A 23,285-nucleotide genomic window follows, 5' to 3' on the forward strand; every position below is an offset into this window, starting at 1 on the left:
ACGCCTTTATCTACCGACCCTATAACTGTAGCGATTCAGCGCACGGTAAAGCTCTTCTGGGTCAGCAGGCGATCACCCTGGAACACCATGAATCGCCACTCGCCCGGCACCACTTCGTGGCTTTCGGTGAACTCGTAGGCCATCACGTCCTGAGGCGCGCCAGGCACCAACTTCTGGGTCACTTCGAATTTGTCATGCCGCTGGCCGTCGGCCGTGCGGATGCCTGGAGTGAAGTAGAGCAAGGTCAGCGGCGTGTCTTCGGCGACCTTGCCAAGCAACTGGTAACGCAGGCCAAACTTAGTCCCCAGCTTGGCCGGCACCACGGTGGTGGCCTGGATCTGCTCGTTGCTGCGGCGCAACACGCGCTCGCCCGACTGCAGCTCGGCTTTCGGGCCTTCAAACACGCCGAATTCCACCGGGCCTTCGATACGGACTTCGGCGCTGGCCATGCCGCTGATCATCATCAATGCCGCCAGGGCGCTTAAACGGGTGAGGTGCATAGTGGGCTCCTTGGATTAGATGGCGGGAGCTTATGACACCGGTATGACCGGACGATGACAAACCCGATCAGCGAGGCTTGGGCAAAATCGCCAGGAAATTGTCCCGCGCGACTTTTCGCGCAACGTCTTGCGGCAAAGCATCAAGGAAGGGATTGAAGCTGCGCATTTCCTTACCCAACTTGTTGAAGCGCCCTACAACATCAGAACCCAGCATAAAGCGCTCCGGAAAGCGCTCTACCAGCGCCAGCCATTCGGCTCGGGGCTTTCCCGCCTCGTCCAGCAGATAAGGCGTGAGCATGCTCCAGGACAGGTCGATATACAGGTTGGGATAAGCCTCCAGCATGCGACTCAAGGTGGGCAGCAGGAAATCCAGCTGCGTCTGGTGACGGTGGATCTCCATGCTGGTGCCGGCATGGGCCCAAATGAACCGAGTGTGCGGATGATTGCGCAGCGGCGCTTCAATCTCTGCCAGGTACAGGGGATTGCGCTCGCGCTTGGACGTGATATTGGAATGCACCAGCACCGGCAGGTCGTTTTCGGCGGCCAGGTGATAGATCCGCGTCATCGCCTCGTTGTTCGCCCGCGGGGTATCGCCTGAGGTCAGGGCCGTCAGGTCATCGTGACGGGTGAACACCTCGCCAATGCCCTGCCACAGCCCAGGATAGAGGTCCAGCATGCGCTGGATATGCGCCTCGGAGTTCTTGTCATTGGGGTTGAAGCCGCTCAAGAAGGGATGAAAATGCTGGCGTTGCTGCGGGGTCAGCTTGTTGACCGCTGCGGCGACGATCACATCGGTGGCGCTGTACCAATAGGCATCGGCGTCATCGCCGGCGTAGTAGCGCGGGCGCTTGGGTTCGTCTTCATGCCATTTCTTCGCCACCGGGACGCCGGAAATCATCACGTGTTCGATACGGTTATCGGCCATGGCCTTGAGTAACTTGTCCATGCCCGCCGTCTCCTGGAAGAAATCGACGTAATGCAGGTGCGCGTCACTGTAGGCATAGTCGCGAGCCTGCACGGCAAGGCTGCTGGCGGCGAGCAACAGGGCAATACTCAGGCGGGTCCAGGGCACGATAAAACCTCAATCCAGGGGCAAGTCAGGTAGACCGCAGGCATTGCACGGGGGTTCACCGCGCAAAAAATGCGGAACACTCAAGTGCCAGCATGCTCTATAACTGCATGACCTTCATCCTGCCACCTTCCGAGGTTTGCCATGCCTGTTATCGTCAATACCCTGAATGCCGACAACTTTCGACACAGCGTCAACATCAATCAGCATGAGCTGTTTACCGACCTGCCCAAGAGCCTGGGTGGCGACGACTCGGCGCCTTCGCCCCACGATTACTTCGACGCCGCGCTGGCCTCGTGCAAAGCGCTGACCGTCAAGCTGTATGCACAGAAAAAGGATATCCCCCTGACGGGCGTGACCGTGGAAGTCACCCACGACAGCACCGAAGAGCAAAAGGGCAAATACAAGCTCAACGTCAAGCTGACCCTCAAGGGCGTGCTGACTGATGCCCAGCGCGATGAACTGCATCGTGTGGCCGACAAGTGCCCGGTACACAAGCTGATGACCACCGCCGAGATCAGCATCGAGACCCGACTCTCGGAAGGCGCCTTCAGCCAATAACACCGATTTCCTGCCGGGCGGGTTATGCTCAAACCCATCTAACCCGCTCAGACAGGGATGCACCATGACCACCGTGACCGTAATTCGCCCACGCGCCGAAGATGTCGAGGGGCAGCCTATCCTGCGCCCCCTGCCCTCGCGGGAATGCCGCAGCGTCGGACCTTTCGTGTTCTTCGACCATATGCTCGAAACCCGCTACGCCCCTGGCAGCGGCATGAATATCCGCCAGCATCCGCATATTGGCTTGTCGACACTGACCTACTTGTTTGAAGGCGAACTCCTGCACAAGGACAGCCTCGGTTCTGATCAGGTGGTCAAGGCCGGTGACGTCAGTTGGATGACTGCCGGCAGCGCGATTGCCCACGTCGAGCGCACGCCTGACGCCCTCAAGGCCAAGGGTTTCAACCTGCATGGCCTGCAAGTGTGGCTGGCGTCGCCCAAGGCACACGAGCAGGGACCGGGGCATTACAGCCATCACCCGGCGGCGAGCCTGCCGGTCAGTGACAACCTCGGCGTAAGCATCCGCCTGATCGCCGGCAATGGGTTTTGCCTGGAGTCAGCGGTACCGGTGCTGTCACCGACGCTGTATGCCGAAGTGCAGATGCAGACGGCCACCACCCTGCTAATTCCCGATGAACATGCCGAGCGCGCGGTGTATGTGCTGCAGGGTGATGCGCAACTGGACGGTGAGCCCCTGGAGGCCCATAGCCTGGCGGTGTTGCCGGCGGGCCAGAGCATGGCGCTGTTTGCCGAGACAGAATGCCACCTGGTGATCTTCGGTGGCGCGCCGCTGGATGGGCCACGGCGGATCAACTGGAATTTTGTGGCCAGTGACTCGGCGTTGATCGAGCAGGCTCGCCAGCGTTGGGCGGCAGGGGATTGGCCAACGGTGCCGGGGGAGACCGGCAGAATTGAGTTGCCTGTCAAATAGCTATCGCGAGCAAGCCCGCGATAAGGCCCTAACAGGCGCTGAAGACTCAGCCCTTGAACACTTCATCCAACAGGTTATGCATCGCCTGGAACGCCCGCCCCGCTGTCTTGGCGTCATACATCATCTTGCCTGGCACATTGGCCTGCGGGTCGGTGAACGAATGCACCGCGCCGCCGTAGCTGAGTAATTGCCAATCCACGCCGGCCGCGTTCATCTCATCTTCAAATGCAGGCAGTTGTTCCCTGGGCACCAACGGATCGCTAGCGCCATGCAGCACCAGCACTGAACCCTTGATGTTCTGCGCGTCCGCCGGGTTTGGCGTGTCCAGGGTGCCATGGAACGACACCGCAGCCTTCAACGACGCCCCGGTACGCGCCAGCTCCAGGGAGCAGCAACCGCCAAAGCAGAAGCCAAAGGTCGCCAGTTTCGTGGTATCGACAGCGACTTCGACCTGGCCTTGCAGTTGCTCAAAGGCCGCCTGCATCCGCTTGTTCAGCAACCCACGGTCATTCTTCAACGGCATCATCGCCGCCCCGGCTTCATCGCCATTGGACGGGCGTACGGTTTGCCCGTACAGATCAGCGATCAGCACCACATAGCCCTTGCCGGCCACGGCCTTGGCAATCTCTTCGGCGCCTGCGCTGACACCCATCCAGTTCGGTGCCATCAGCAAGCCCGGCCGCGGGCCCTTGTGACTGGCATCAAAGGCCAGGCGGCTTTCATAAGGCTGGCCATCAATCTGATAGACCACGGAACGCACAGTGACTTGGCTCATCATTTTCTCCAATTTAGATGGATTGACGATGCTCCCTGTAGGAGCGAGCTTGCTCGCGAAGAACGTCAACGATAACGCGCAAATGCTGAATGAATGCGGTGATCTCACGTTTTTCGCGAGCAAGCTCGCTCCTACAGTAGAGCCAGAACGAAAAACCCCGCCGAAGCGGGGTTTTCTTGCAACGTTGTTAAACCGACAGTTCAACCAACAGCTTGTTCAGCCGGCGTACATAAGCCGCCGGGTCTTTCAGGCTGTCCCCTGCGGCCAGCGCCGCCTGGTCGAAGAGAATGTGCGACAGGTCGCCAAAACGCTCTTCGCTCTGCTCGCCGTCGAGTTTCTCGATCAACGGGTGAGCCGGGTTGAATTCGAAGATCGGCTTGGAGTCCGGCACCTTCTGCCCACTGGCTTCAAGGATCTGGCGCATCTGCATGCCCAGGTCCTGCTCGCCGATGGCCAGGATCGCCGGGGAGTCGGTCAGACGGTGGGAAACCCGCACTTCGCTGACAGCATCGCCCAGGGCGGCCTTGATCCGCTCAACCAGGCCTTCTTTGGACTTGGCCACTTCTTCAGCGGCTTTTTTGTCCTCTTCCGAATCCAGGTTGCCCAGGTCCAGGTCACCACGGGCCACGTCGACAAAGCTCTTGCCGTCGAACTCGCTGAGGTAGCTCATCAGCCACTCATCGATACGGTCGGTGAGCAGCAGCACTTCGATGCCTTTCTTGCGGAAGACTTCCAGGTGCGGGCTGTTCTTGACCTGGGCGTAGGTTTCACCGGTCAGGTAGTAGATCTTGTCCTGACCTTCCTTGGCGCGTGCCAGGTACTCGGCCAGGGACACAACCTGCTCGCCGTCTTCGCCCTGGGTGGAGGCAAAGCGCAACAGGCCGGCGATTTTTTCCTTGTTGGCGAAATCTTCTGCCGGGCCTTCCTTCATGACCTGGCCAAAGTTTTTCCAGAAGCCTTTGTATTGCTCAGGCTCGTTCTTCGCCAGTTTTTCCAGCATGTCGAGCACACGCTTGGTCAGCGCCGACTTCATCGAGTCGATGATCGGGTCTTTCTGCAGGATTTCCCGCGACACGTTCAGCGACAGGTCATTGGAGTCGACCACGCCCTTGATAAAGCGCAGGTACAGCGGCAGGAAGGACTCTGCCTGGTCCATCACGAACACACGCTGTACGTACAGCTTCAGGCCTTTGGGCGCTTCACGCTGGTACAGGTCGAACGGGGCACGGGCCGGGACGTAGAGCAGCGAGCTGTATTCCAGCTTGCCTTCGACCTTGTTGTGGCTCCAGCTCAACGGGTTTTCGTAGTCGTGGGCGATGTGCTTGTAGAACTCCTGGTATTCCTCGTCCTTCACTTCAGTGCGAGGACGGGTCCACAGGGCGCTGGCGCGGTTGACCACTTCCCATTCCAGGGCTGGAGCCTCTTCGCCTTCGGCTGCCGCTTGTTCTTTCGGCAGTTCGATTGGCAGCGCGATATGGTCGGAGTACTTCTTGATGATATTGCGCAGGCGCCAGCCATCGGCGAATTCGTCTTCACCGTCCTTGAGGTGCAGCACGATACGGGTACCACGGTCGGCCTTATCGATGGTGGCGATCTCAAATTCGCCCTCACCTTTAGAAGACCAGTGCACGCCTTCGCCAGCAGCGAGGCCGGCACGGCGGCTGAACACTTCAACCTTGTCGGCGACGATAAAGGCCGAATAGAAGCCCACGCCGAACTGGCCGATCAGGTGCGAATCTTTTTTCTGGTCGCCCGACAGGTTCTTCATGAAATCGGCGGTGCCGGATTTGGCGATGGTCCCCAGGTGGGTGATCGCGTCCTCACGGCTCATGCCGATGCCGTTGTCTTCGAGGGTGACGGTCTTGGCGTCCTTGTCGAAGCTCACACGGATTTTCAGTTCGGCGCCACCTTCCAGCAACTCAGGCTTGGACAGGGCTTCGAAACGTAATTTGTCGACAGCGTCAGAGGCGTTCGAGATCAATTCGCGAAGGAAGATTTCCTTGTTGGAATACAGCGAATGGATCATGAGGTGCAGCAGTTGCTTCACCTCGGTCTGGAAGCCCAGGGTTTCCTTTTGAGTTTCCACACTCATGGTCATCAAACTCCAATTGGATGGCAATGGCCGCCCCCGAAAGGGTTGGCGGCGGGTTGTCATCAAAGTTGGGGGCTAAGACCAGGATTTCAAGGGTGGCCCTGCTCCTGAATCTTGAAATGCGCCCGAGCGGTGGCAATGGGCTCGGCCGGGGTGCTTTGCCAGGCGGTGATCGCGACATTGGCCACGCGCCGCCCCTGGCGCCACACCTGACAGGTGGCGTAAGTGTCGCGAAACTGCCCGGCCCGCAGGTAATCCAGGGAAAAGTCGACGATCTTGGGCAAACTCCTTTCAACCCCTGGAGCCTCCGTGGCTACCCATAAATGAAAGGCCGCCGACAGCTCCATAAAGCCTGCGATGACGCCCCCATGGATGGCCGGCAATATCGGGTTACCAATATTGTCCTTGTTGGCAGGCATGCGAAACAGCAACTCATCCCCCAGGCGCGTGCATTCGATGCCGATCAACCGGGCATAGGGGATCAGGTCGAGTAGCGCCTTGTAGTCGCCGCGCTGGTGGGCCTGCTCCATGCGGGTCTTGAATTGGTGTGTCATGCCTGTTCTCCCTTGATGCTGCTGCCAAATCCCCGTGTGCCCTTCAAACGCTTGCCCATGCGCATGAATGTGCCCACCACATGGGCAATCGGTTGCTCGGGGTCATCCTGATAAGCAAAACCACGGGTAAAAATCACATCAGTGGTCACCCGGTAGCATTGGGCAAACCCGAACACCGGCTTGTGCGGCTCGGCCGGGTGCATGTAATCGATGCGCAAATCCAGGGTGGGGCACACTTCAAATTCCGGCAGCACACACAAGGTGGCCATGCCGCAGGCCGTGTCCATCAACGAGGTCAAGGCGCCACCATGAATGATCCCGGTTTGCGGATCGCCAACGATCTGCGGGCTATACGGCAAGAGCAAGGTCATGCCGTCCGCGCTCGCGTCATGCACCTCGATACCCAGTACCTGACAGTGACGCAGGGCTGAGACAAAACGTGCGGCACGCTCTAAAAGGGGGTTATCGGTCATTCGATAAAGACTCTTATTAGTAGTGATCCGGCGAAACAAGTACCCCGGAAGAAAGTTCCTTGGAGAAACGGCTTATATATCTGTGGGATTAAAGGAACTAATACAGGCACCCCATGCTCGAAAGGCCAGTAGATATCTTCAATAAGGAGAAACACCCCATGCGCAAGACTTTCGCTGTTTCCTTGATGTTGGCTGCCGCCCTTGGCCTCGCTGCCTGCGATAAGAAATCCGAGGACAAAGCTCAGGATGCCACTCAGCATGCTGAACAAGCTCAGGAAAAAATGAGCGAAGCTCAGGATAAAGTGAACGACGCTGCAAAAGAAAACGCCGAAGCCGCCAAAGCCCAAGCTGAATCTGACGCAGCCGCGGCTAAAGAAAATGCTCCAGCTACACCTGCAAGCGGTTCCTGATACCGCGGTTTAAATACCATGTTGCAAAAGAAAGCCCGCTTAATAGCGGGCTTTACTTTGTGCGCTGTTTTTGTGAGCAGCCAAACCGGAAAGCCGGACTAAGCAGCCGTAATAAACGATCTAGTCAGGAAGCGGCCTCTTTATTTGCCTCAGGCAAAGGTGCCTCTGTCGGGGTATAAACCATGACTTCCAGAACATCGGAATGAAATTCCCGCCGGTACAGCACCAGCACCACCCCGCTGCTCATCAGCATGAACAGCCAGGGGCTGACAAACCAGGCGAGCATGGTCATGCCGAAGTAATAGGAACGCAGGCCGAAGTTGAACTGGTTGGCGGCCATGGAAATCACCCGCGCCGCCCGCGAGGCAAACGCCTTGCGTTCCTGCTCTGAGACATGCCGCTCACCGACCATCGGCGCCGAGCCAATCAGGATCGCTGCGAAGTTGTACTGGCGCATGCACCAACTGAAAGTAAAGAAGGCATAGACAAACACCAGGGCCAGGCACAGCAGCTTGATCTCCGACATGCCCTGGGACGCCTGTTGCACCATGGGAATATCCGCCAGCAGCGAGACCGCACGCTCCGAGGCCCCGAGCACAGTGAGGATACCGGCAAGGATGATCAGGGTGCTGGAGGCGAAGAACGAAGCGTTGCGCTCCAGGTTGCCGATCACGCTGGCATCGGCGATGCGGTTGTCGCGCAGCAGCATACGACGCATCCAGTCTTCGCGGTACAGATGCAGCACACTGGCAAGGCAGGCAGTGTCCCGGGCTTTCCAACTGGCGTAGCGGGTGTAACCGCCCCAGCAGATGACAAACCAGAGCGCGGCAAGCAAGTGGATCAGGTTGGCTTCAACGAACGACATGCGGGTCCTTTACACGATGAGTCTGGCGAACGCAGAACAATGTGGGAGTGGGCTTGCTCCAACATTGCTCTGCGTTCCAACTTTGGAATTTCGTACCCCTTCGACGTTAGTCCACGAAAAAAGACACTGCTCGTCGCCCATAAAAAATGCCCCGGATCGATTGATACGGGGCATTTCGATTTCAGCGTATGTCAGATCGCTTTAAGCGATGGCTTCGCTGCGCTTACCCAGCATGCGGTCAACCCCGAATGCAGCCACCAGGGTAATCACACAAGGTACCAGCCACGCCAGGCCTTGCTCGCTCAATGGCAGGTTAGCCATTTGCGCAGGCATCCAACCGGCCAGGCCAGCGCCCTTGAGAGCGTCGATGGTGCCGAAGATGAACGACACCAGCATCACCGGGCCAAGGATGCGGCCATGCTCATGCCAGAAGTCCTTGCAGAAGCTCAGGGCCACCAGAACGATGCACGGCGGGTAGATGGCGGTCAGTACCGGGATCGAGAATGCAATCAGCTTGGTCAGGCCCAGGTTCGACACCAGCAGCGAGAACGCGGCCAGGATTACCACCAGGGTCTTGTAGGACAGTGGCAACACCCGGCTGAAGTACTCGGCGCAGGCACAGGTCAGGCCTACCGCCGTGACCAGGCACGCCAGGGAGATCAGCACCGCAAGAAAACCGCTGCCCAGGGAACCGAAGGTGTGTTGCACGTAGGCGTGCAATACCGCTGCGCCATTGGCTGCACCGGCGGCCACTTCATGGCTGCCCGAACCAAGGCGGAACAGGCTGACGTAGACCAGCGCCAGGCCCACGCCGGCAATCAGCCCGGCAATGATCGCGTAGCGGGTAATCAGCTGTGGCGACTCGACGCCACGGGAGCGAATGGCGTTAACGATCACGATGCCGAACACCAGCGCGCCCAGGGTATCCATGGTCAGGTAGCCATTGATAAAGCCCTGGGAGAACGGTGCGGCGACGTATTCAGGCGTTGCAACGCCGATATCACCCGCAGGCAGGGCGAAGGCTGCGATCCCCAGGACCGCCAGTGCAATGATCTTCAGCGGCGCGAGGAAACGGCCGACGGTATCCAGCAAACGCCCTGGATACAGGGAGATGAAGAACACCAGCAGGAAGTACACCGAACTGTAGAGGAACAGGGCCAGCGGGCTTTCGCCGGTCAATGGCGCCAGGCCTACTTCGAACGAAACCGTTGCGGTACGTGGCGTGGCGAACAATGGGCCGACAGCCAGGTAGCACGCTGCAGCCAGGATGCCACCGGCGACCTTGCCGATGGGGCTGCTCAAGGCATCCATGCCACCACCAACCTTGGCCAGCGCGATAACGGTAACCACCGGCAAACCCACGGCGGTGATCAGGAAGCCCAACGCCGCCATCCAGACATGAGGCCCGGACTGCAAACCAACGATAGGCGGGAAGATGATGTTGCCGGCGCCCACGAACAGGGCAAAAGTCATAAAGCCCAACGCCAGGATATCCTGGCTTTTCAACACTTTCATTTGAGGAAATACCACACTACTGAATCGGAATTTAGAGAGGGATTCCCTATGGATGAGGGAAATGCTGCCGGCCCTTATGGGGACCGACCGGTCTAGCACGCGGCTTCCTTTTGGGATGCGGGCGCATAAAGAGGCGGCTAGCGTACAGAATTTGCCTGACAAACGCACTGTTGCGGGGCGGACTGTCCGATAAGCGACACTTGAATGTCGCGTTTTCATACTTAATTTGGCAATGCAGTCCACTGTGGGAGCAGGCTTGCTCGCGAATGCGCTGGGTCAGCACTGAATGCATCAACTGATACACCGCATTCGCGAGCAAGCCCGCTCCCACATTTTGATCTTCAGCAACCGGCAGAAAGCACAAAGGCCACCCGAAGGTGGCCTTTGTGTGGTGAAGCGTCAGTTAAGCGCGAGGCTTACTTGACAGCCCAGCCAGTCAGCTCGGACAAAGCCTTGCCGATGTCTGCCAGCGAACGCACGGTTTTCACGCCTGCGTCTTCCAGGGCAGCAAACTTCTCGTCTGCAGTGCCCTTGCCGCCAGAGATGATTGCGCCAGCATGGCCCATGCGCTTGCCCGCAGGGGCAGTCACACCAGCGATGTAGGAAACAACCGGTTTGGTCACGTGTGCCTTGATGTAGGCAGCCGCTTCTTCTTCAGCCGAACCGCCGATCTCACCGATCATGACGATCGCTTCGGTCTTCGGGTCTTCCTGGAACAGTTTCAGGATGTCGATGAAGTTCGAACCTGGGATCGGGTCACCGCCGATGCCGACGCAAGTCGACTGACCGAAACCGGCGTCAGTGGTCTGCTTCACAGCTTCGTAGGTCAGGGTGCCGGAACGGGAAACGATACCGACTTTGCCTGGCAAGTGAATGTGACCTGGCATGATGCCGATCTTGCATTCGCCTGGAGTGATCACGCCTGGGCAGTTAGGGCCGATCAGGGTAACACCCAGCTCGTCGCACTTAACTTTAGCGTCCAGCATGTCCAGGGTAGGAATGCCTTCGGTGATGCAAACGATCAGCTTGATGCCGCCGAATGCTGCTTCCAGGATCGAGTCCTTGCAGAAAGGAGCTGGAACGTAGATCACGCTGGCGGTAGCGCCAGTTTGAGCAACAGCATCTTTCACGGTGTTGAACACTGGCAGGCCCAGGTGCTCGGTGCCGCCTTTGCCTGGAGTTACGCCGCCAACCATCTTGGTGCCGTATTCGATGGCTTGCTGGGTGTGGAAGCTACCTTGCGAACCGGTAATACCCTGGCAGATAACTTTGGTGTCTTTATTGATCAGGACGCTCATTATTTGCCCTCCGCAGCTTTGACAACTTGTTGAGCAGCGTCGGTCAGGCTGGTAGCAGCGATGATGTTCAAACCGCTTTCTGCCAGTACTTTAGCGCCCAGTTCAGCGTTGTTACCTTCAAGGCGTACAACAACCGGGATTTTCACGCCGACTTCTTTCACTGCACCGATGATGCCTTCGGCAATCATGTCGCAACGAACGATGCCGCCGAAGATGTTGACCAGTACTGCAGCGACGTTGGAGTCGGACAGGATGATCTTGAACGCTTCGGTAACGCGCTCCTTGGTAGCACCACCGCCTACGTCGAGGAAGTTGGCTGGCTTACCGCCATGCAGGTTGACGATGTCCATGGTACCCATGGCCAGGCCAGCACCGTTGACCATGCAACCGATGTTACCTTCCAGGGCTACGTAGTTCAGTTCGAACTTGGCAGCGTGCGCTTCGCGCGGATCGTCTTGCGACGGATCGTGGAAAGTCTTCAGCTTAGGCTGACGGTACATGGCGTTGGCGTCGATGTTGATCTTGGCGTCGAGGCAATGCAGATCGCCGTCAGCCTTGATCACCAGCGGGTTCACTTCCAGCAGGGCCAGATCGTGATCCTGGAACAGTTTGGCCAGACCAACGAAGATCTTGGCGAACTGGGCAACTTGCTTGCCTTCCAGACCCAGCTGGAAAGCCAGCTCGCGACCCTGGAATGGCTGAGCGCCAACCAGTGGATCGATAGTGGCCTTGAGAATTTTTTCTGGGGTTTCGTGAGCGATCTTCTCGATGTCCACGCCACCTTCGGTGGAAGCCATGAACACGATGCGACGGCTCGAACGGTCAACGACAGCGCCCAGGTACAGCTCTTTAGCGATATCAGTGCACGATTCAACCAGGATCTTGGTGACTGGCTGGCCATTGGCGTCAGTCTGGTAAGTCACCAGACGCTTGCCCAGCCACTGCTGTGCGAAGGCCTTGGCGTCTTCTTTGCTGCGAACCAGCTTAACGCCGCCCGCTTTACCGCGACCACCAGCGTGGACCTGGGCTTTGACAACCCACTCGGTGCCGCCGATTTTGTCGCAAGCTTCTGCTGCTGCTTCCGGGGTGTCTACTGCGTAGCCCTTGGAAACTGGCAGGCCGTATTCAGCGAACAGCTGCTTACCCTGATACTCGTGAAGATTCATGCTTTTTACCGTCTTCGTTAGGTACTGCGCATTCGGCGCTGCGCTCATTATGAGTGCCGCGCCACCTGTGACTGCTGCTTGCCCAGCTTCATCGCCCTAAGGCCGGCAAAGCTGCGCAAGACTGCGTCCAGCGGATATTCCGCGGTGAGTCTTGCGCGCAAGGCTCACGACGGGCAACTCCGCCGTGGTTTCTTATTATCTCGCTTAGCGCTTCTTGCGGTTGGCGATGTGGATGGCGCCGCCATTCACAGCCAACGCTGCTTCGTGCAACGCTTCGGACAGGGTCGGATGGGAGAAGACCATCATGCCCAGGTCTTCGGCACTGGTGCCGAATTCCATACCGATAGCGCCTTGCTGAACCAGTTCTGCAGCGCTTGGGCCAATCACGTGGACGCCCAATACGCGGTCAGTCTTGGCATCAGCGATGACTTTGACAAAACCGCCAGTGTCGTTTGCTGCCATGGCACGGCCAGAAGCGGCAAACGGGAAGGTGCCGACGTTAACTTCAACGCCTTCAGCTTTCAACTGCTGTTCGTTCTTGCCGACCCATGCGATTTCCGGGTGGGTGTAGATAACCGAAGGGATCAGGTCGTAGTTCATCTGGGTCTTGTGACCCTTGATGCGCTCAACCACCATGATGCCTTCTTCGGATGCCTTGTGCGCCAGCATCATGCCGCGAACCACGTCACCGATGGCGTAGACGCCAGGAACGGTGGTAGCGCAGTGATCGTCGACATGGACAAAGCCACGCTCGTCGATGGTCACGCCGCTGTCAGCTGCCAACAGATCAGTGGTCACTGGACGGCGACCAACGGCAACAATCAGCTTGTCGAAAGTGATGGTCTGCTCGCCATCCTTGTCGGTGTAGGTCACGACCACTTCTTCGCCGTTGACTTTCGAACCGGTCACGCGTGCGCCCAGCTTGATGTCCAGACCTTGTTTGGTCAGGGTTTTCAGCGCTTCTTTGGACACCGCAGTGTCGGCAGCCAGCAGGAACGTGTCCAGGGCTTCCAGCACGGTCACTTCGGAACCCAGGCGGGACCAGACGGAACCCAGTTCCAGGCCGATCACGCCAGCGCCGATCACGCCCAGGCGTTTTGGTACCGATTGGAATTCCAGGGCGCCGGTCGAATCAACGATCACGTTCTGGTCAACTGGAGCCGGTGGAATGTCGATCGGACGCGAACCTGGAGCCAGGATCACGTTCTCGGCTTCGATGATTTCGGTCGAACCGTCTGGCTTGGTGATTTCAACTTTCTTGCCGGCCAGCAGTTTGCCGTGACCTTGCAGGGAAGTGACGCCATTGGCCTTGAACAGGGTAGCAACGCCAGAGGTCAGGCCTTTGACGATGTTGGCCTTGCGGCCGACCATTGCTGGCACGTCCATGGTCACGCCAGCGTGGTTGATGCCGTGGATGGCAAAACCGTCCTGGGCTTCGTGGAATTTCCAGGAGCTGTCCAGCAGCGCCTTGGAAGGAATGCAGCCAACGTTCAGGCAGGTACCGCCCAGCGCCAGTTTGCCTTCCTTGTCGGTGTATTTTTCGATGCAAGCAGTCGAGAGGCCCAGTTGAGCGGCCTTGATGGCGGCAACGTAGCCGCCAGGGCCCGCACCAATCACTACAACGTCAAATTTCTGCGACATGAAAAAAAATCCTCTTTAGCAAAAAAGCTTCAAGCCCGAGCCACAAGCCAGGCTGCAATTGCTTGCAGCTTGAAACTTGCAGCTCACGGCCGCTTTATCAGATATCCAGCAGCAGACGAGCTGGATCTTCCAGCAGGTTCTTGATGGTCACCAGGAAAGTCACGGCTTCTTTACCATCGATCAGGCGGTGATCGTAGGACAGTGCCAGGTACATCATCGGACGAATCACGACCTGGCCATTGATGGCCATCGGACGCTGGATGATGTTGTGCATGCCCAGGATCGCAGCTTGCGGCGGGTTGACGATCGGGGTCGACATCATCGAACCGAAAGTACCACCGTTGGTGATCGTGAAGGTACCGCCGGTCATCTCGTCGATGGTCAGCTTGCCGTCACGGGCCTTCTTGCCGAAGCCGGCGATGCCGCCTTCGATTTCAGCCAGGCTCATCAGCTCGGCGTTACGCAGGACCGGTACCACCAGGCCACGGTCGCTGGAGACGGCAACGCCGACGTCCGCATAGCCGTGGTAGACGATGTCACTGCCGTCGATGGAAGCGTTGACTGCCGGGAAGCGCTTGAGTGCTTCGGTGGCCGCTTTCACGAAGAACGACATGAAGCCCAGGCGTACGCCGTTGTGGGACTTCTCGAACAGATCCTTGTACTTCGAACGCAGGGCCATGACTTCAGTCATGTCGACTTCGTTGAAAGTGGTCAGCATCGCCATGTTCGACTGTGCTTCAACCAGGCGCTTGGCCACGGTGGCACGCACGCGGGTCATCGGTACGCGCTTCTCGGTGCGGTCGCCAGCAGCGAACACAGGAGCAGCGGCAGCCGGGGCAGCAGCCTTGGCAGGTGCGGCAGCCGGGGCGTTTTTCTTGGCTTCAACAGCGGCAACCACGTCTTCCTTGGTCACACGGCCGTCTTTGCCGGTGCCTTTGATGGAAGCCAGGTTGATGCCGTTTTCTTCAGCCAACTGACGCGCAGCCGGTGCAGCGATTGGATCTTCACCACCCGCAGCCGGAGCGGCAGCAGCAGGTGCGGCAGCCGGAGCAGCAGCGGCGGCTGGAGCTGCGGCAGCAGCACTGCCCGCTTCGATCGAACCCAGTACCTGGTTGGACAGGACGGTAGCGCCCTCTTCAGCAATGATGGCGCCCAGGACGCCGTCGGCTTCGGCCAACACTTCCAGTACAACCTTGTCGGTCTCGATGTCGACGATCAGGTCGTCACGCTTGACGGCCTCACCTGGTTTCTTGTGCCAGGTGGCAACGGTGCCATCGGCAACCGATTCCGGGAATGACGGGGCTTTGATTTCGATAGCCATTATCTGTGGGTCCTTAAAATTCGGTTTCAGTCAGCGCGAAGGCGTTAAACAGTGAAAGCATCTTGCAGCAGTTTTTCCTGCTGCTCGGCGTGCATCGATGCATAACCACAAGCAGGTGCAGCAGAAGCATCACGACCGGCGTACTCCAGGCCCAGGGCCTTGTTGTGGTTGCCGATGCTGCGACGCAGGTGATGCTGGCTGCTGTACCACGCGCCCTGGTTCATCGGTTCTTCCTGACACCACACCACATTTGTGAGGTTGGTGTAAGGCGCAATGGCCTCCATCAGGTCATCTTCCGGGAACGGGTAAAGCTGCTCGATACGCACGATGGCGATGTCTTCGCGGCCTTCGGCACGACGTTTTTCCAGCAAGTCGTAGTAAACCTTGCCGCTGCACAGGATCAGGCGAGTGACCTTGGCCGCGTCCAGGGTGTCGATTTCCGGAATAACGGTCTGGAACGAACCATCGGCCAGATCTTCCAGGGTCGAGATGGCCAATTTGTGACGCAACAGCGATTTCGGGGTCAACACTACCAGCGGCTTGCGCAGCGGGCGGATCACCTGGCGACGCAGCAAGTGGTAGATCTGGGCCGGGGTAGTCGGCACGCACACCTGGATGTTGTGCTCGGCGCACAATTGCAGGTAACGCTCCAGACGGGCCGAGGAGTGCTCCGGACCCTGACCTTCATAACCGTGTGGCAGCAACATGGTCAGACCGCACAGGCGGCCCCACTTGTGCTCGCCGCTGGTGATGAACTGGTCGATAACCACCTGGGCACCGTTGGCGAAGTCGCCGAACTGGGCTTCCCAGATCACCAACGCGTTTGGCGTAGTGGTCGAGTAACCGTATTCGAACGCCAGTACGGCTTCTTCAGACAGGAACGAATCGTACAGGTCGAAACGTGGCTGGCCTTCGTACAAGTGCTGCAGCGGGATGTAGGTGCCCGCGTCTTTCTGGTTGTGCAATACCGCGTGACGGTGCGAGAACGTACCACGGCCAATGTCCTGGCCGGTCATGCGGATCGGGTGACCTTCGAACGCCAGGGTCGCGTATGCCATGGTTTCGGCATAACCCCAGTTGATCGGCAGGCCGCCGGCTTGCATCTTCTGACGGTCTTCGTAGATCTTCGCAACCTGGCGCTGCACCACGAAGCCATCCGGAATTTCCAGCAGCTTGGCGGACAGTTCCTGCAGGGTCTTCAGATCGAACGAGGTGTCGTGACGCGCAGTCCAGGCGTGGCCCAGGTATGGACGCCAGTCCACGAACAGCTCTTTGTTCGGTTCTTTGACCAGGCTTTTTACTACATGCAGACCGTTGTCCAGCGCGTTGCGGTATTCATCGATTTTCGCCTGAACACGCGCTTCATCCAGCACGCCGGCCTTGGTCAGGCTTTCGGCGTACAGCTCACGGGTAGTGCGCTGCTTGGAGATCTGCTGGTACATCAACGGCTGGGTGCCGCTCGGCTCATCCGCTTCGTTGTGACCGCGACGGCGGTAGCAGACCAGGTCGATGACCACGTCACGCTTGAACTGCATGCGGTAGTCAATGGCCAGTTGAGTCACGAACAACACGGCTTCCGGATCATCCCCATTCACATGGAGGATCGGCGCCTGGATCATCTTGGCAACGTCGGTCGCGTACTCGGTAGAGCGCGCGTCCAGCGGGTTGCTGATGGTGAAGCCCACCTGGTTGTTGATGACGATGTGGATCGTACCGCCGGTCTTGAAGCCGCGGGTCTGCGACATCTGGAACGTTTCCAGGACCACGCCTTGACCGGCGAATGCCGCGTCACCGTGGATGGAAATCGGCAGGACCTTCTCACCGGTGGAATCGTTGCGACGATCCTGGCGAGCACGTACCGAACCCTCGACCACTGGAGAAACGATTTCCAGGTGGGATGGGTTGAACGCCATGGCCAGGTGAACTTCACCGCCGGTGGTCATCACGTTGGACGAGAAGCCCTGGTGGTATTTAACGTCACCGGAACCCAGCTCGACCTTCTTCTTGCCTTCGAACTCGTCGAACAGCTCGCGCGGGTTCTTGCCGAAGGTGTTGACCAACACGTTCAGGCGACCACGGTGAGCCATGCCGATCACGATTTCCTTGGTGCCGTAGGAACCGGAACGCTGGATCAACTCGTCGAGCATCGGAATCAGGCTTTCGCCGCCTTCCAGGCCGAAACGCTTGGTGCCCGGGTATTTGGTGCCCAGGTATTTCTCAAGGCCTTCGGCAGCGGTTACGCGCTCAAGCAGGTGACCGCGCACATCGGCGGACAGCACCGGACGCCCACGCACGCCTTCAAGGCGATGCTGGAACCAGTGGCGCTGCTCGGAATCGGTGATGTGCGTGAATTCAGCGCCGATGGTGCGGCAATATGTCTGCTGCAACGCTTCGTGAATTTCGCGTAGGCTCGCTTCCTCTTTGCCGATGAACAGGTCGCCGGCACGGAAGGTCGTATCAAGATCGGCATTGGTCAAGCCGTAGTGATTGATCGACAGGTCTGCAGGTGCAGGACGCTGCCACAGCCCCAGCGGGTCAAGCTGGGCTGCCTGGTGGCCACGCATACGGTAGGCCTGGATCAGTCGCAATACTTCAACTTGCTTCTTCTCGTGCTCACTGCTCACGCTCCCGGCGGAAACCGGTTGGGCGCGGCGCTGGTTCTTTGCCAGCAGCACAAATTGATCGCGAATTGTTGCATGCGATACATCGGTGGCAGCGTTGCCGTCTGAAGACAACGTCTGAAATTTGGTGCGCCATTCTTCTGGCACAGCGTTAGGGTCGTGCAGGTAGAGCTCATAAAGCTCTTCCACATAGGCAGCGTTACCACCTGAAAGATAGCCGCTGTTCCACATGCGCTGCATCACGCTTTCTTGCATGCTTGGTCACCCTCGATTTGGGGACACCACCGGCGAAAACACCGAGTTTGCTTGCAAAAGGCCAAGTGCAGCGACCAAAACAAGCCACTTAGGATCACGCTGATAGTTCGGGTACCAACCCGAATGCCCCTGCTTGTCTCATTTCTTCAAAATAAGAGCTGCGGCTTTGTAAGTCGCTGCTCAAGTTAAAACTACGGCGCCGGTTGAAGCCTGCGCCGTAGCATTTACGGGCACAACGGTCCTGCTTTTGCTACAACGTCTTACACGCCGCTCTGCAGCAGCATGTTACGGATGTGACCAATGGCCTTAGTCGGGTTCAGGCCTTTAGGACATACGTTGACGCAGTTCATGATCCCGCGGCAGCGGAATACGCTGAACGGGTCATCCAGTGAAGCCAGACGCTCGGACGTCTTGGTGTCACGGCTGTCTGCCAGGAAGCGATAGGCTTGCAGCAGTGCAGCTGGACCCAGGAACTTGTCCGGGTTCCACCAGAAGGACGGGCAAGAGGTCGAGCAGCAAGCGCACAGGATGCACTCGTACAGACCGTCGAGCTTCTCGCGCTCTTCCGGGGACTGCAGACGCTCGATGGCCGGAGCCGGCGTGTCGTTCTGCAGGAATGGCTTAACCTTCTCGTATTGCTTGTAGAAGATGCTCATATCGACGACCAGGTCACGGATAACCGGCAAACCTGGCAGCGGACGTACAACGAGCTTGCCCTTCTTGACCACGGCAGACAGCGGCGTGACGCAAGCCAGGCCGTTTTTGCCGTTGATGTTCATGCCGTCGGAACCACAGACACCTTCACGGCAAGAGCGACGATAGGAGAAACCTTCGTCCTGCTCTTTGATCAGGGCCAGCACATCCAGCACCATCAGGTCTTTACCACCGGTATCGACCTCAAATTCCTGCATGAACGGCGCGGCGTCCTGATCAGGGTTGTAGCGATAAACACTGACTTTCAACATGGCAGCCACCCTTAGTAAGTCCGAATCTTCGGTTCAAACGTCGGAACCGTCTTCGGCGAGAAGTTCACGGCACGCTTGGTTACACGCTTGTCACCCGGGAAGTACAGGGTGTGGCACAACCAGTTTTCGTCATCGCGATCTTCAAAGTCTTCACGAGCGTGGGCACCACGGGATTCTTTACGAACCTCGGCGGCAATCGCAGTCGCTTCAGCCACTTCCAGCAGGTTTTGCAGCTCAAGGGCTTCGATACGAGCGGTGTTGAACGCCTGGCTCTTATCGTTGATCTTGACGTTGGCAATCCGCTTGCGCAGGTCAGCCAGCTGGGCAATACCCTTCTGCATGTATTCGCCAGTACGGAATACACCGAAGTAGTTCTGCATGCAGTTTTGCAGCTCGCGACGCAGGGTTGCCACGTCTTCGCCATCAGTGCGCTCGTTCAGCGCGTTCAGACGCGCCAGGGCAGCTTCAATGTTGGCGTCGGTGGCGTCATCGTATTCGATGCCGTCGGTCAGGGCTTTTTCCAGGTGCAGGCCGGCAGCACGACCGAATACCACCAGGTCGAGCAGCGAGTTGCCGCCCAGGCGGTTGGCACCGTGAACCGATACGCAAGCCACTTCGCCTACCGCGAACAGACCATGAATGATCTCGTCCACGCCTTCGGCGTTCTGGGTGATTGCCTGCCCGTGAATGTTGGTCGGCACGCCGCCCATCATATAGTGGCAAGTTGGAACTACTGGAACCGGAGCAACCACCGGGTCAACGTGTGCGAAAGTCTTGGACAGTTCGCAGATACCTGGCAGGCGGCTATGCAGCACTTCCTCACCCAGGTGATCAAGCTTCAGCATCACGTGGTCGCCGTTCGGACCGCAACCGTTGCCAGCGATGATTTCTTTAACCATCGAACGGGCAACCACGTCACGACCAGCAAGGTCCTTGGCGTTCGGAGCATAACGCTCCATGAAACGCTCGCCGTGCTTGTTGATCAGGTAACCACCTTCACCACGGCACCCTTCTGTAACCAGTACACCGGCGCCGGCGATGCCGGTTGGGTGGAACTGCCACATTTCGATGTCTTGCACCGGTACGCCAGCACGCAGGGCCATGCCAACGCCGTCGCCGGTGTTGATCAGGGCGTTGGTGGTCGACGCGTAGATACGACCTGCACCGCCAGTCGCCAGAACGGTAGCCTTGGCGCGGATGTAGGTGGTTTCACCGGTTTCGATGCAGATCGCGATCACACCGACGAACTCGCCTTGCGCGTTCTTGACCAGGTCTACCGCGTAGTACTCGTTCAGGAACGTGGTGCCGGCTTTCAGGTTGCCCTGATAAAGGGTGTGCAGCAGGGCGTGACCGGTACGGTCGGATGCTGCGCAGGTACGTGCAGCCTGGCCGCCTTTGCCGTAGTCCTTGGACTGGCCGCCGAATGGACGCTGGTAGATACGACCTTGCTCGGTACGGGAGAACGGCAGACCCATGTGGTCCAGTTCGAACACCGCGGCCGGGCCTTCCTGACACATGTACTCGATAGCGTCCTGGTCACCGATGTAGTCGGAACCCTTGACGGTATCGTACATGTGCCAGCGCCAGTCATCGTTCGGGTCAGCAGATGCGATGGCGCAGGTGATGCCACCCTGGGCCGATACGGTGTGGGAACGGGTCGGGAACACCTTGGTGATCACGGCCGTCTTGTGACCGCCCTGGGCCAGCTGCAGCGCGGCGCGCATGCCGGCGCCGCCGCCACCAATAATGATGGCGTCAAAAGAAATCGTTGGAATGTTAGCCATGAATCAGATACCCCAGAGAATCTGCACACCCCAGACGAAGTAAGCGAACATCGCGACGCCGCATACTGCCTGGAAAAGGAAACGTACTGCAGTCGCGGACTTGCCCAGCGCCATCGGCGTCAGGTAGTCGGTCGCGATGGTCCACATGCCGACCCAGGCGTGAGCGCCCAGGGCCACAAGGGCGAGCAGACTGAAGATACGCATCCCGTTGTGGGAGAACAGACCATGCCATTGGGCGTAGCCAATGCCAGGGTTTGCAACGAGGTACCCGATCAGGAAAATGAAATAAGCCGCGAGAACGACCGCAGACACACGCTGCGCCATCCAGTCATAGAGGCCCGAACGCGAAAGGTTCGTAACGCTGGTTACCATATCCAAACTCCTGCCAGAACGATCAGCACCACGGAAATGGCGATGATGATTTTCGAGCCCAGGCGGCCGCCTTCCAGCGTCTCACCGATGCCCATGTCCATGATCAAGTGGCGCACACCGGCTACCAGGTGATACAGCAGAGCGGACAGGAGGCCCCATGCTACGAACTTGGCCAGCGGGCTGGTCAAGCATGCCTTCACCTCGGCGTATCCTTCCTCGGAACCCAGGGATTTGCTCAATGCATAAAGCATGATGCCCAAGCCCAGGAACAGGATGATGCCGGAAACACGGTGCAGGAACGACGTAACGCCGGTGATGGGGAGTTTGATGGTCCTTAGGTCTAGGTTTACAGGTCGTTGGCTATTCACGGCTTTTTTTCACACTGAAGAGCCCCTAACAATCAGGGCAAAGTTGTTGGGGAGTGCACTGGTCAGGTAAGCACCACCCAGGGAGTGCGACCCCCAATGAAAGCAAGCCCAAAAGCCCTTGGCGGTCGGTGGCCGAGTATAGACAGTTAGGCTACTAATGACAACGCGCGCTCCTCACCCTAATAGCTGATTGCGCTGACGGGATAAAAGGCGTAAACGGCAGGCAATTTCGAGGAAAAAGTACGGTTAAAGCCTTCTGGGGCAAGACTTTAGGCAAATTGACATCTGGATTTATATCAATATAGTGGTGCAGGCCCTGCGTGGGGGGTCTGTCTGATGATTTGAAGCATAAATAGGAGGCCACATGGCTGACAAAAAAGCGCAGTTGATCATCGAGGGCGCAGCCCCCGTCGAGCTGCCCATTTTAACCGGCACCGTTGGTCCCGATGTTATCGACGTACGGGGCCTGACGGCCACGGGCCGTTTCACTTTCGACCCTGGCTTCATGTCGACCGCCTCTTGCGAGTCGAAGATTACCTATATCGATGGCGATAATGGCATTCTGCTACATCGCGGCTACCCGATCGAACAACTGGCCGAGAAATCGGACTACCTGGAAACCTGCTACCTGCTGCTAAATGGCGAATTGCCAACAGCTGAGCAAAAGGCCCAGTTTGTCAGCACCGTGAAGAACCACACCATGGTTCACGAGCAGTTGAAGACTTTCTTCAACGGCTTCCGTCGCGACGCCCACCCGATGGCCGTCATGTGCGGCGTAGTCGGCGCCCTGTCGGCCTTCTATCACGACTCCCTGGACATCAATAACCCGCAGCATCGCGAAATCTCCGCGATCCGCCTGGTTGCCAAGATGCCAACCCTGGCCGCAATGGTTTACAAGTACTCCATGGGCCAGCCCATGATGTACCCGCGCAACGACCTGACGTACGCGGAAAACTTCCTGCACATGATGTTCAACACCCCGTGCGAGATCAAACCGATCAGCCCGGTGCTGGCCAAGGCCATGGATCGGATCTTCATCCTCCATGCCGACCACGAACAGAACGCCTCGACGTCCACCGTACGCCTGGCAGGTTCTTCGGGTGCCAACCCGTTCGCCTGTATCGCCGCCGGTATCGCTGCTCTGTGGGGCCCTGCCCACGGCGGTGCGAACGAAGCCGTATTGACCATGCTCGATGAAATCGGCGATGTGTCCAACATCGACAAGTTCATCGCCAAGGCCAAGGACAAGAACGATCCGTTCAAGTTGATGGGCTTCGGTCACCGGGTCTACAAGAACCGCGACCCACGCGCCACCGTAATGAAGCAGACCTGCGACGAAGTGTTGAAGGAACTGGGCATCAACAACGATCCGCAACTCGAACTGGCCATGCGCCTGGAAGAGATCGCGCTGACCGACCCGTACTTCATCGAACGCTCCCTGTACCCGAACGTCGACTTCTACTCGGGGATCATCCTCAAGGCGATCGGCATTCCAACCAGCATGTTCACCGTGATCTTCGCCCTGGCGCGGACCGTGGGCTGGATCTCCCACTGGAAAGAAATGCTCTCCAGCCCGTACAAGATTGGCCGCCCGCGCCAGCTGTACACCGGCTACGAGTCGCGTGACATTACCAAGCTGGAAGACCGCAAGTAAGCATTCAACTGCTTAGTTGCATTGAGAACGGCCTCCCTTAGTGGAGGCCGTTTTTGTTTGTGCTGCCTGACCTACCGTTTTCGCGAGCACGCCCG

At 58.3% G+C, this 23,285-nt stretch carries 21 protein-coding genes; 4 read left to right on the forward strand and 17 right to left on the reverse strand.

The annotated features are described in order from the left end of the window. Positions 1 to 35 precede the first annotated feature (35 nt). Together FJD34_RS21865 and FJD34_RS21870 are read right to left on the reverse strand one after the other, a co-directional pair. Complete coding sequence (locus tag FJD34_RS21865) at positions 36 to 500, reverse strand: DUF3859 domain-containing protein (RefSeq protein ID WP_032859199.1); 465 nt, start codon at positions 498 to 500, stop codon at positions 36 to 38. A 67-nt stretch (positions 501 to 567) separates the two neighbouring features. After that, a complete protein-coding gene (locus FJD34_RS21870) occupies positions 568 to 1,572 on the reverse strand; it encodes an amidohydrolase family protein (protein ID WP_032859197.1) in 1,005 nt (334 codons plus the stop codon). Positions 1,573 to 1,713: 141 nt separating this feature from the next. On the opposite strand from FJD34_RS21870, the gene FJD34_RS21875 reads away from it, so the two are divergent. Both FJD34_RS21875 and FJD34_RS21880 read left to right on the forward strand, forming a co-directional pair. Continuing rightward, the gene (locus FJD34_RS21875) at positions 1,714 to 2,130 is read left to right on the forward strand and encodes an OsmC family protein (RefSeq protein ID WP_065943514.1); all 417 of its coding nucleotides are present in this window, start codon (positions 1,714 to 1,716) and stop codon (positions 2,128 to 2,130) included. 64 nt (positions 2,131 to 2,194) lie between these two features. After that, on the forward strand, positions 2,195 to 3,061 hold the full coding sequence (locus FJD34_RS21880) for a pirin family protein (RefSeq protein ID WP_032859193.1): 867 nt from the start codon (positions 2,195 to 2,197) through the stop codon (positions 3,059 to 3,061). Between the two features lie 46 nt (positions 3,062 to 3,107). Here FJD34_RS21880 and FJD34_RS21885 read toward each other — a convergent pair whose 3' ends face one another. From FJD34_RS21885 to FJD34_RS21900, 4 genes are all read right to left on the reverse strand, one after another. Further along, positions 3,108 to 3,836, reverse strand: coding sequence for a dienelactone hydrolase family protein (locus FJD34_RS21885; protein WP_032859191.1), 729 nt, complete (start codon positions 3,834 to 3,836; stop codon positions 3,108 to 3,110). A gap of 187 nt (positions 3,837 to 4,023) precedes the next feature. Continuing rightward, complete coding sequence (gene htpG / locus FJD34_RS21890) at positions 4,024 to 5,928, reverse strand: molecular chaperone HtpG (protein WP_032859654.1); 1,905 nt, start codon at positions 5,926 to 5,928, stop codon at positions 4,024 to 4,026. Between the two features lie 89 nt (positions 5,929 to 6,017). Beyond that, positions 6,018 to 6,482, reverse strand: coding sequence for a PaaI family thioesterase (locus FJD34_RS21895; RefSeq protein WP_032859188.1), 465 nt, complete (start codon positions 6,480 to 6,482; stop codon positions 6,018 to 6,020). Continuing rightward, on the reverse strand, positions 6,479 to 6,955 hold the full coding sequence (locus FJD34_RS21900) for a PaaI family thioesterase (protein ID WP_032859187.1): 477 nt from the start codon (positions 6,953 to 6,955) through the stop codon (positions 6,479 to 6,481). Before FJD34_RS21900 ends, FJD34_RS21895 begins: the two co-directional genes overlap by 4 nt. A 158-nt stretch (positions 6,956 to 7,113) precedes the next feature. Between FJD34_RS21900 and FJD34_RS21905 the strand changes: the two genes are divergently transcribed. Next, a complete protein-coding gene (locus FJD34_RS21905) occupies positions 7,114 to 7,365 on the forward strand; it encodes a hypothetical protein (RefSeq protein WP_032859653.1) in 252 nt (83 codons plus the stop codon). A 124-nt stretch (positions 7,366 to 7,489) separates the two neighbouring features. On the opposite strand, the gene FJD34_RS21910 is transcribed toward FJD34_RS21905, so the two are convergent. From FJD34_RS21910 to sdhC, 11 genes are all read right to left on the reverse strand, one after another. Next, positions 7,490 to 8,230: a DUF599 domain-containing protein gene (locus FJD34_RS21910; RefSeq protein ID WP_032859185.1), complete on the reverse strand. Its 741-nt coding sequence runs from the start codon at positions 8,228 to 8,230 to the stop codon at positions 7,490 to 7,492. A 201-nt stretch (positions 8,231 to 8,431) separates the two neighbouring features. After that, positions 8,432 to 9,745 (reverse strand): branched-chain amino acid transport system II carrier protein, encoded by a 1,314-nt coding sequence (brnQ, locus tag FJD34_RS21915; RefSeq protein WP_065943512.1) that lies wholly within the window; start codon positions 9,743 to 9,745, stop codon positions 8,432 to 8,434. Between the two features lie 416 nt (positions 9,746 to 10,161). Further along, the gene (gene sucD, locus FJD34_RS21920) at positions 10,162 to 11,043 is read right to left on the reverse strand and encodes a succinate--CoA ligase subunit alpha (protein ID WP_032859181.1); all 882 of its coding nucleotides are present in this window, start codon (positions 11,041 to 11,043) and stop codon (positions 10,162 to 10,164) included. After that, a complete protein-coding gene (gene sucC, locus FJD34_RS21925) occupies positions 11,043 to 12,209 on the reverse strand; it encodes an ADP-forming succinate--CoA ligase subunit beta (RefSeq protein ID WP_003233235.1) in 1,167 nt (388 codons plus the stop codon). Before sucC ends, sucD begins: the two co-directional genes overlap by 1 nt. 204 nt (positions 12,210 to 12,413) lie before the next feature. Further along, the gene (lpdA, locus tag FJD34_RS21930; protein ID WP_032859179.1) at positions 12,414 to 13,850 is read right to left on the reverse strand and encodes a dihydrolipoyl dehydrogenase; all 1,437 of its coding nucleotides are present in this window, start codon (positions 13,848 to 13,850) and stop codon (positions 12,414 to 12,416) included. Positions 13,851 to 13,947: 97 nt separating this feature from the next. After that, entirely contained in the window at positions 13,948 to 15,171 is a 1,224-nt protein-coding gene (gene odhB, locus FJD34_RS21935) for a 2-oxoglutarate dehydrogenase complex dihydrolipoyllysine-residue succinyltransferase (protein ID WP_032859178.1), read from the reverse strand. A 44-nt stretch (positions 15,172 to 15,215) separates the two neighbouring features. Beyond that, entirely contained in the window at positions 15,216 to 18,047 is a 2,832-nt protein-coding gene (locus tag FJD34_RS21940; protein WP_032859176.1) for a 2-oxoglutarate dehydrogenase E1 component, read from the reverse strand. A gap of 260 nt (positions 18,048 to 18,307) precedes the next feature. Then, the gene (locus FJD34_RS21945; protein WP_029292674.1) at positions 18,308 to 19,012 is read right to left on the reverse strand and encodes a succinate dehydrogenase iron-sulfur subunit; all 705 of its coding nucleotides are present in this window, start codon (positions 19,010 to 19,012) and stop codon (positions 18,308 to 18,310) included. An 11-nt stretch (positions 19,013 to 19,023) separates the two neighbouring features. Next, positions 19,024 to 20,796, reverse strand: coding sequence for a succinate dehydrogenase flavoprotein subunit (gene sdhA, locus FJD34_RS21950; RefSeq protein ID WP_032859173.1), 1,773 nt, complete (start codon positions 20,794 to 20,796; stop codon positions 19,024 to 19,026). Positions 20,797 to 20,799: 3 nt separating this feature from the next. Then, positions 20,800 to 21,168 carry a succinate dehydrogenase, hydrophobic membrane anchor protein gene (gene sdhD / locus FJD34_RS21955; protein WP_029292670.1) on the reverse strand — a complete coding sequence of 123 codons (369 nt, stop codon included), beginning with the start codon at positions 21,166 to 21,168 and terminating at the stop codon, positions 20,800 to 20,802. Continuing rightward, on the reverse strand, positions 21,162 to 21,536 hold the full coding sequence (gene sdhC, locus FJD34_RS21960; protein ID WP_003172804.1) for a succinate dehydrogenase, cytochrome b556 subunit: 375 nt from the start codon (positions 21,534 to 21,536) through the stop codon (positions 21,162 to 21,164). Before sdhC ends, sdhD begins: the two co-directional genes overlap by 7 nt. Before the next feature lie 364 nt (positions 21,537 to 21,900). Here sdhC and gltA point away from each other — a divergent pair, with 364 nt between their 5' ends. Then, the gene (gltA, locus tag FJD34_RS21965) at positions 21,901 to 23,190 is read left to right on the forward strand and encodes a citrate synthase (protein WP_003222994.1); all 1,290 of its coding nucleotides are present in this window, start codon (positions 21,901 to 21,903) and stop codon (positions 23,188 to 23,190) included. Positions 23,191 to 23,285: the final 95 nt, after the last annotated feature.

This window comes from Pseudomonas brenneri (genome assembly GCF_007858285.1).
In the GTDB taxonomy this organism is placed as follows: domain Bacteria; phylum Pseudomonadota; class Gammaproteobacteria; order Pseudomonadales; family Pseudomonadaceae; genus Aquipseudomonas; species Aquipseudomonas brenneri.

Coding starts and splice junctions, on each gene's coding strand:
- FJD34_RS21865 (WP_032859199.1), bottom strand. CDS start 500: ATGCACCTCACCCGTTTAAGCGCCCTGGCGGCATTGATGATGATCAGC.
- FJD34_RS21875 (WP_065943514.1), top strand. CDS start 1,714: ATGCCTGTTATCGTCAATACCCTGAATGCCGACAACTTTCGACACAGC.
- FJD34_RS21880 (WP_032859193.1), top strand. CDS start 2,195: ATGACCACCGTGACCGTAATTCGCCCACGCGCCGAAGATGTCGAGGGG.
- FJD34_RS21885 (WP_032859191.1), bottom strand. CDS start 3,836: ATGAGCCAAGTCACTGTGCGTTCCGTGGTCTATCAGATTGATGGCCAG.
- htpG (WP_032859654.1), bottom strand. CDS start 5,928: ATGAGTGTGGAAACTCAAAAGGAAACCCTGGGCTTCCAGACCGAGGTG.
- FJD34_RS21895 (WP_032859188.1), bottom strand. CDS start 6,482: ATGACACACCAATTCAAGACCCGCATGGAGCAGGCCCACCAGCGCGGC.
- FJD34_RS21900 (WP_032859187.1), bottom strand. CDS start 6,955: ATGACCGATAACCCCCTTTTAGAGCGTGCCGCACGTTTTGTCTCAGCC.
- FJD34_RS21905 (WP_032859653.1), top strand. CDS start 7,114: ATGCGCAAGACTTTCGCTGTTTCCTTGATGTTGGCTGCCGCCCTTGGC.
- FJD34_RS21910 (WP_032859185.1), bottom strand. CDS start 8,230: ATGTCGTTCGTTGAAGCCAACCTGATCCACTTGCTTGCCGCGCTCTGG.
- brnQ (WP_065943512.1), bottom strand. CDS start 9,745: ATGAAAGTGTTGAAAAGCCAGGATATCCTGGCGTTGGGCTTTATGACT.
- sucD (WP_032859181.1), bottom strand. CDS start 11,043: ATGAGCGTCCTGATCAATAAAGACACCAAAGTTATCTGCCAGGGTATT.
- sucC (WP_003233235.1), bottom strand. CDS start 12,209: ATGAATCTTCACGAGTATCAGGGTAAGCAGCTGTTCGCTGAATACGGC.
- lpdA (WP_032859179.1), bottom strand. CDS start 13,850: ATGTCGCAGAAATTTGACGTTGTAGTGATTGGTGCGGGCCCTGGCGGC.
- odhB (WP_032859178.1), bottom strand. CDS start 15,171: ATGGCTATCGAAATCAAAGCCCCGTCATTCCCGGAATCGGTTGCCGAT.
- FJD34_RS21940 (WP_032859176.1), bottom strand. CDS start 18,047: ATGCAAGAAAGCGTGATGCAGCGCATGTGGAACAGCGGCTATCTTTCA.
- FJD34_RS21945 (WP_029292674.1), bottom strand. CDS start 19,012: ATGTTGAAAGTCAGTGTTTATCGCTACAACCCTGATCAGGACGCCGCG.
- sdhA (WP_032859173.1), bottom strand. CDS start 20,796: ATGGCTAACATTCCAACGATTTCTTTTGACGCCATCATTATTGGTGGC.
- sdhD (WP_029292670.1), bottom strand. CDS start 21,168: ATGGTAACCAGCGTTACGAACCTTTCGCGTTCGGGCCTCTATGACTGG.
- gltA (WP_003222994.1), top strand. CDS start 21,901: ATGGCTGACAAAAAAGCGCAGTTGATCATCGAGGGCGCAGCCCCCGTC.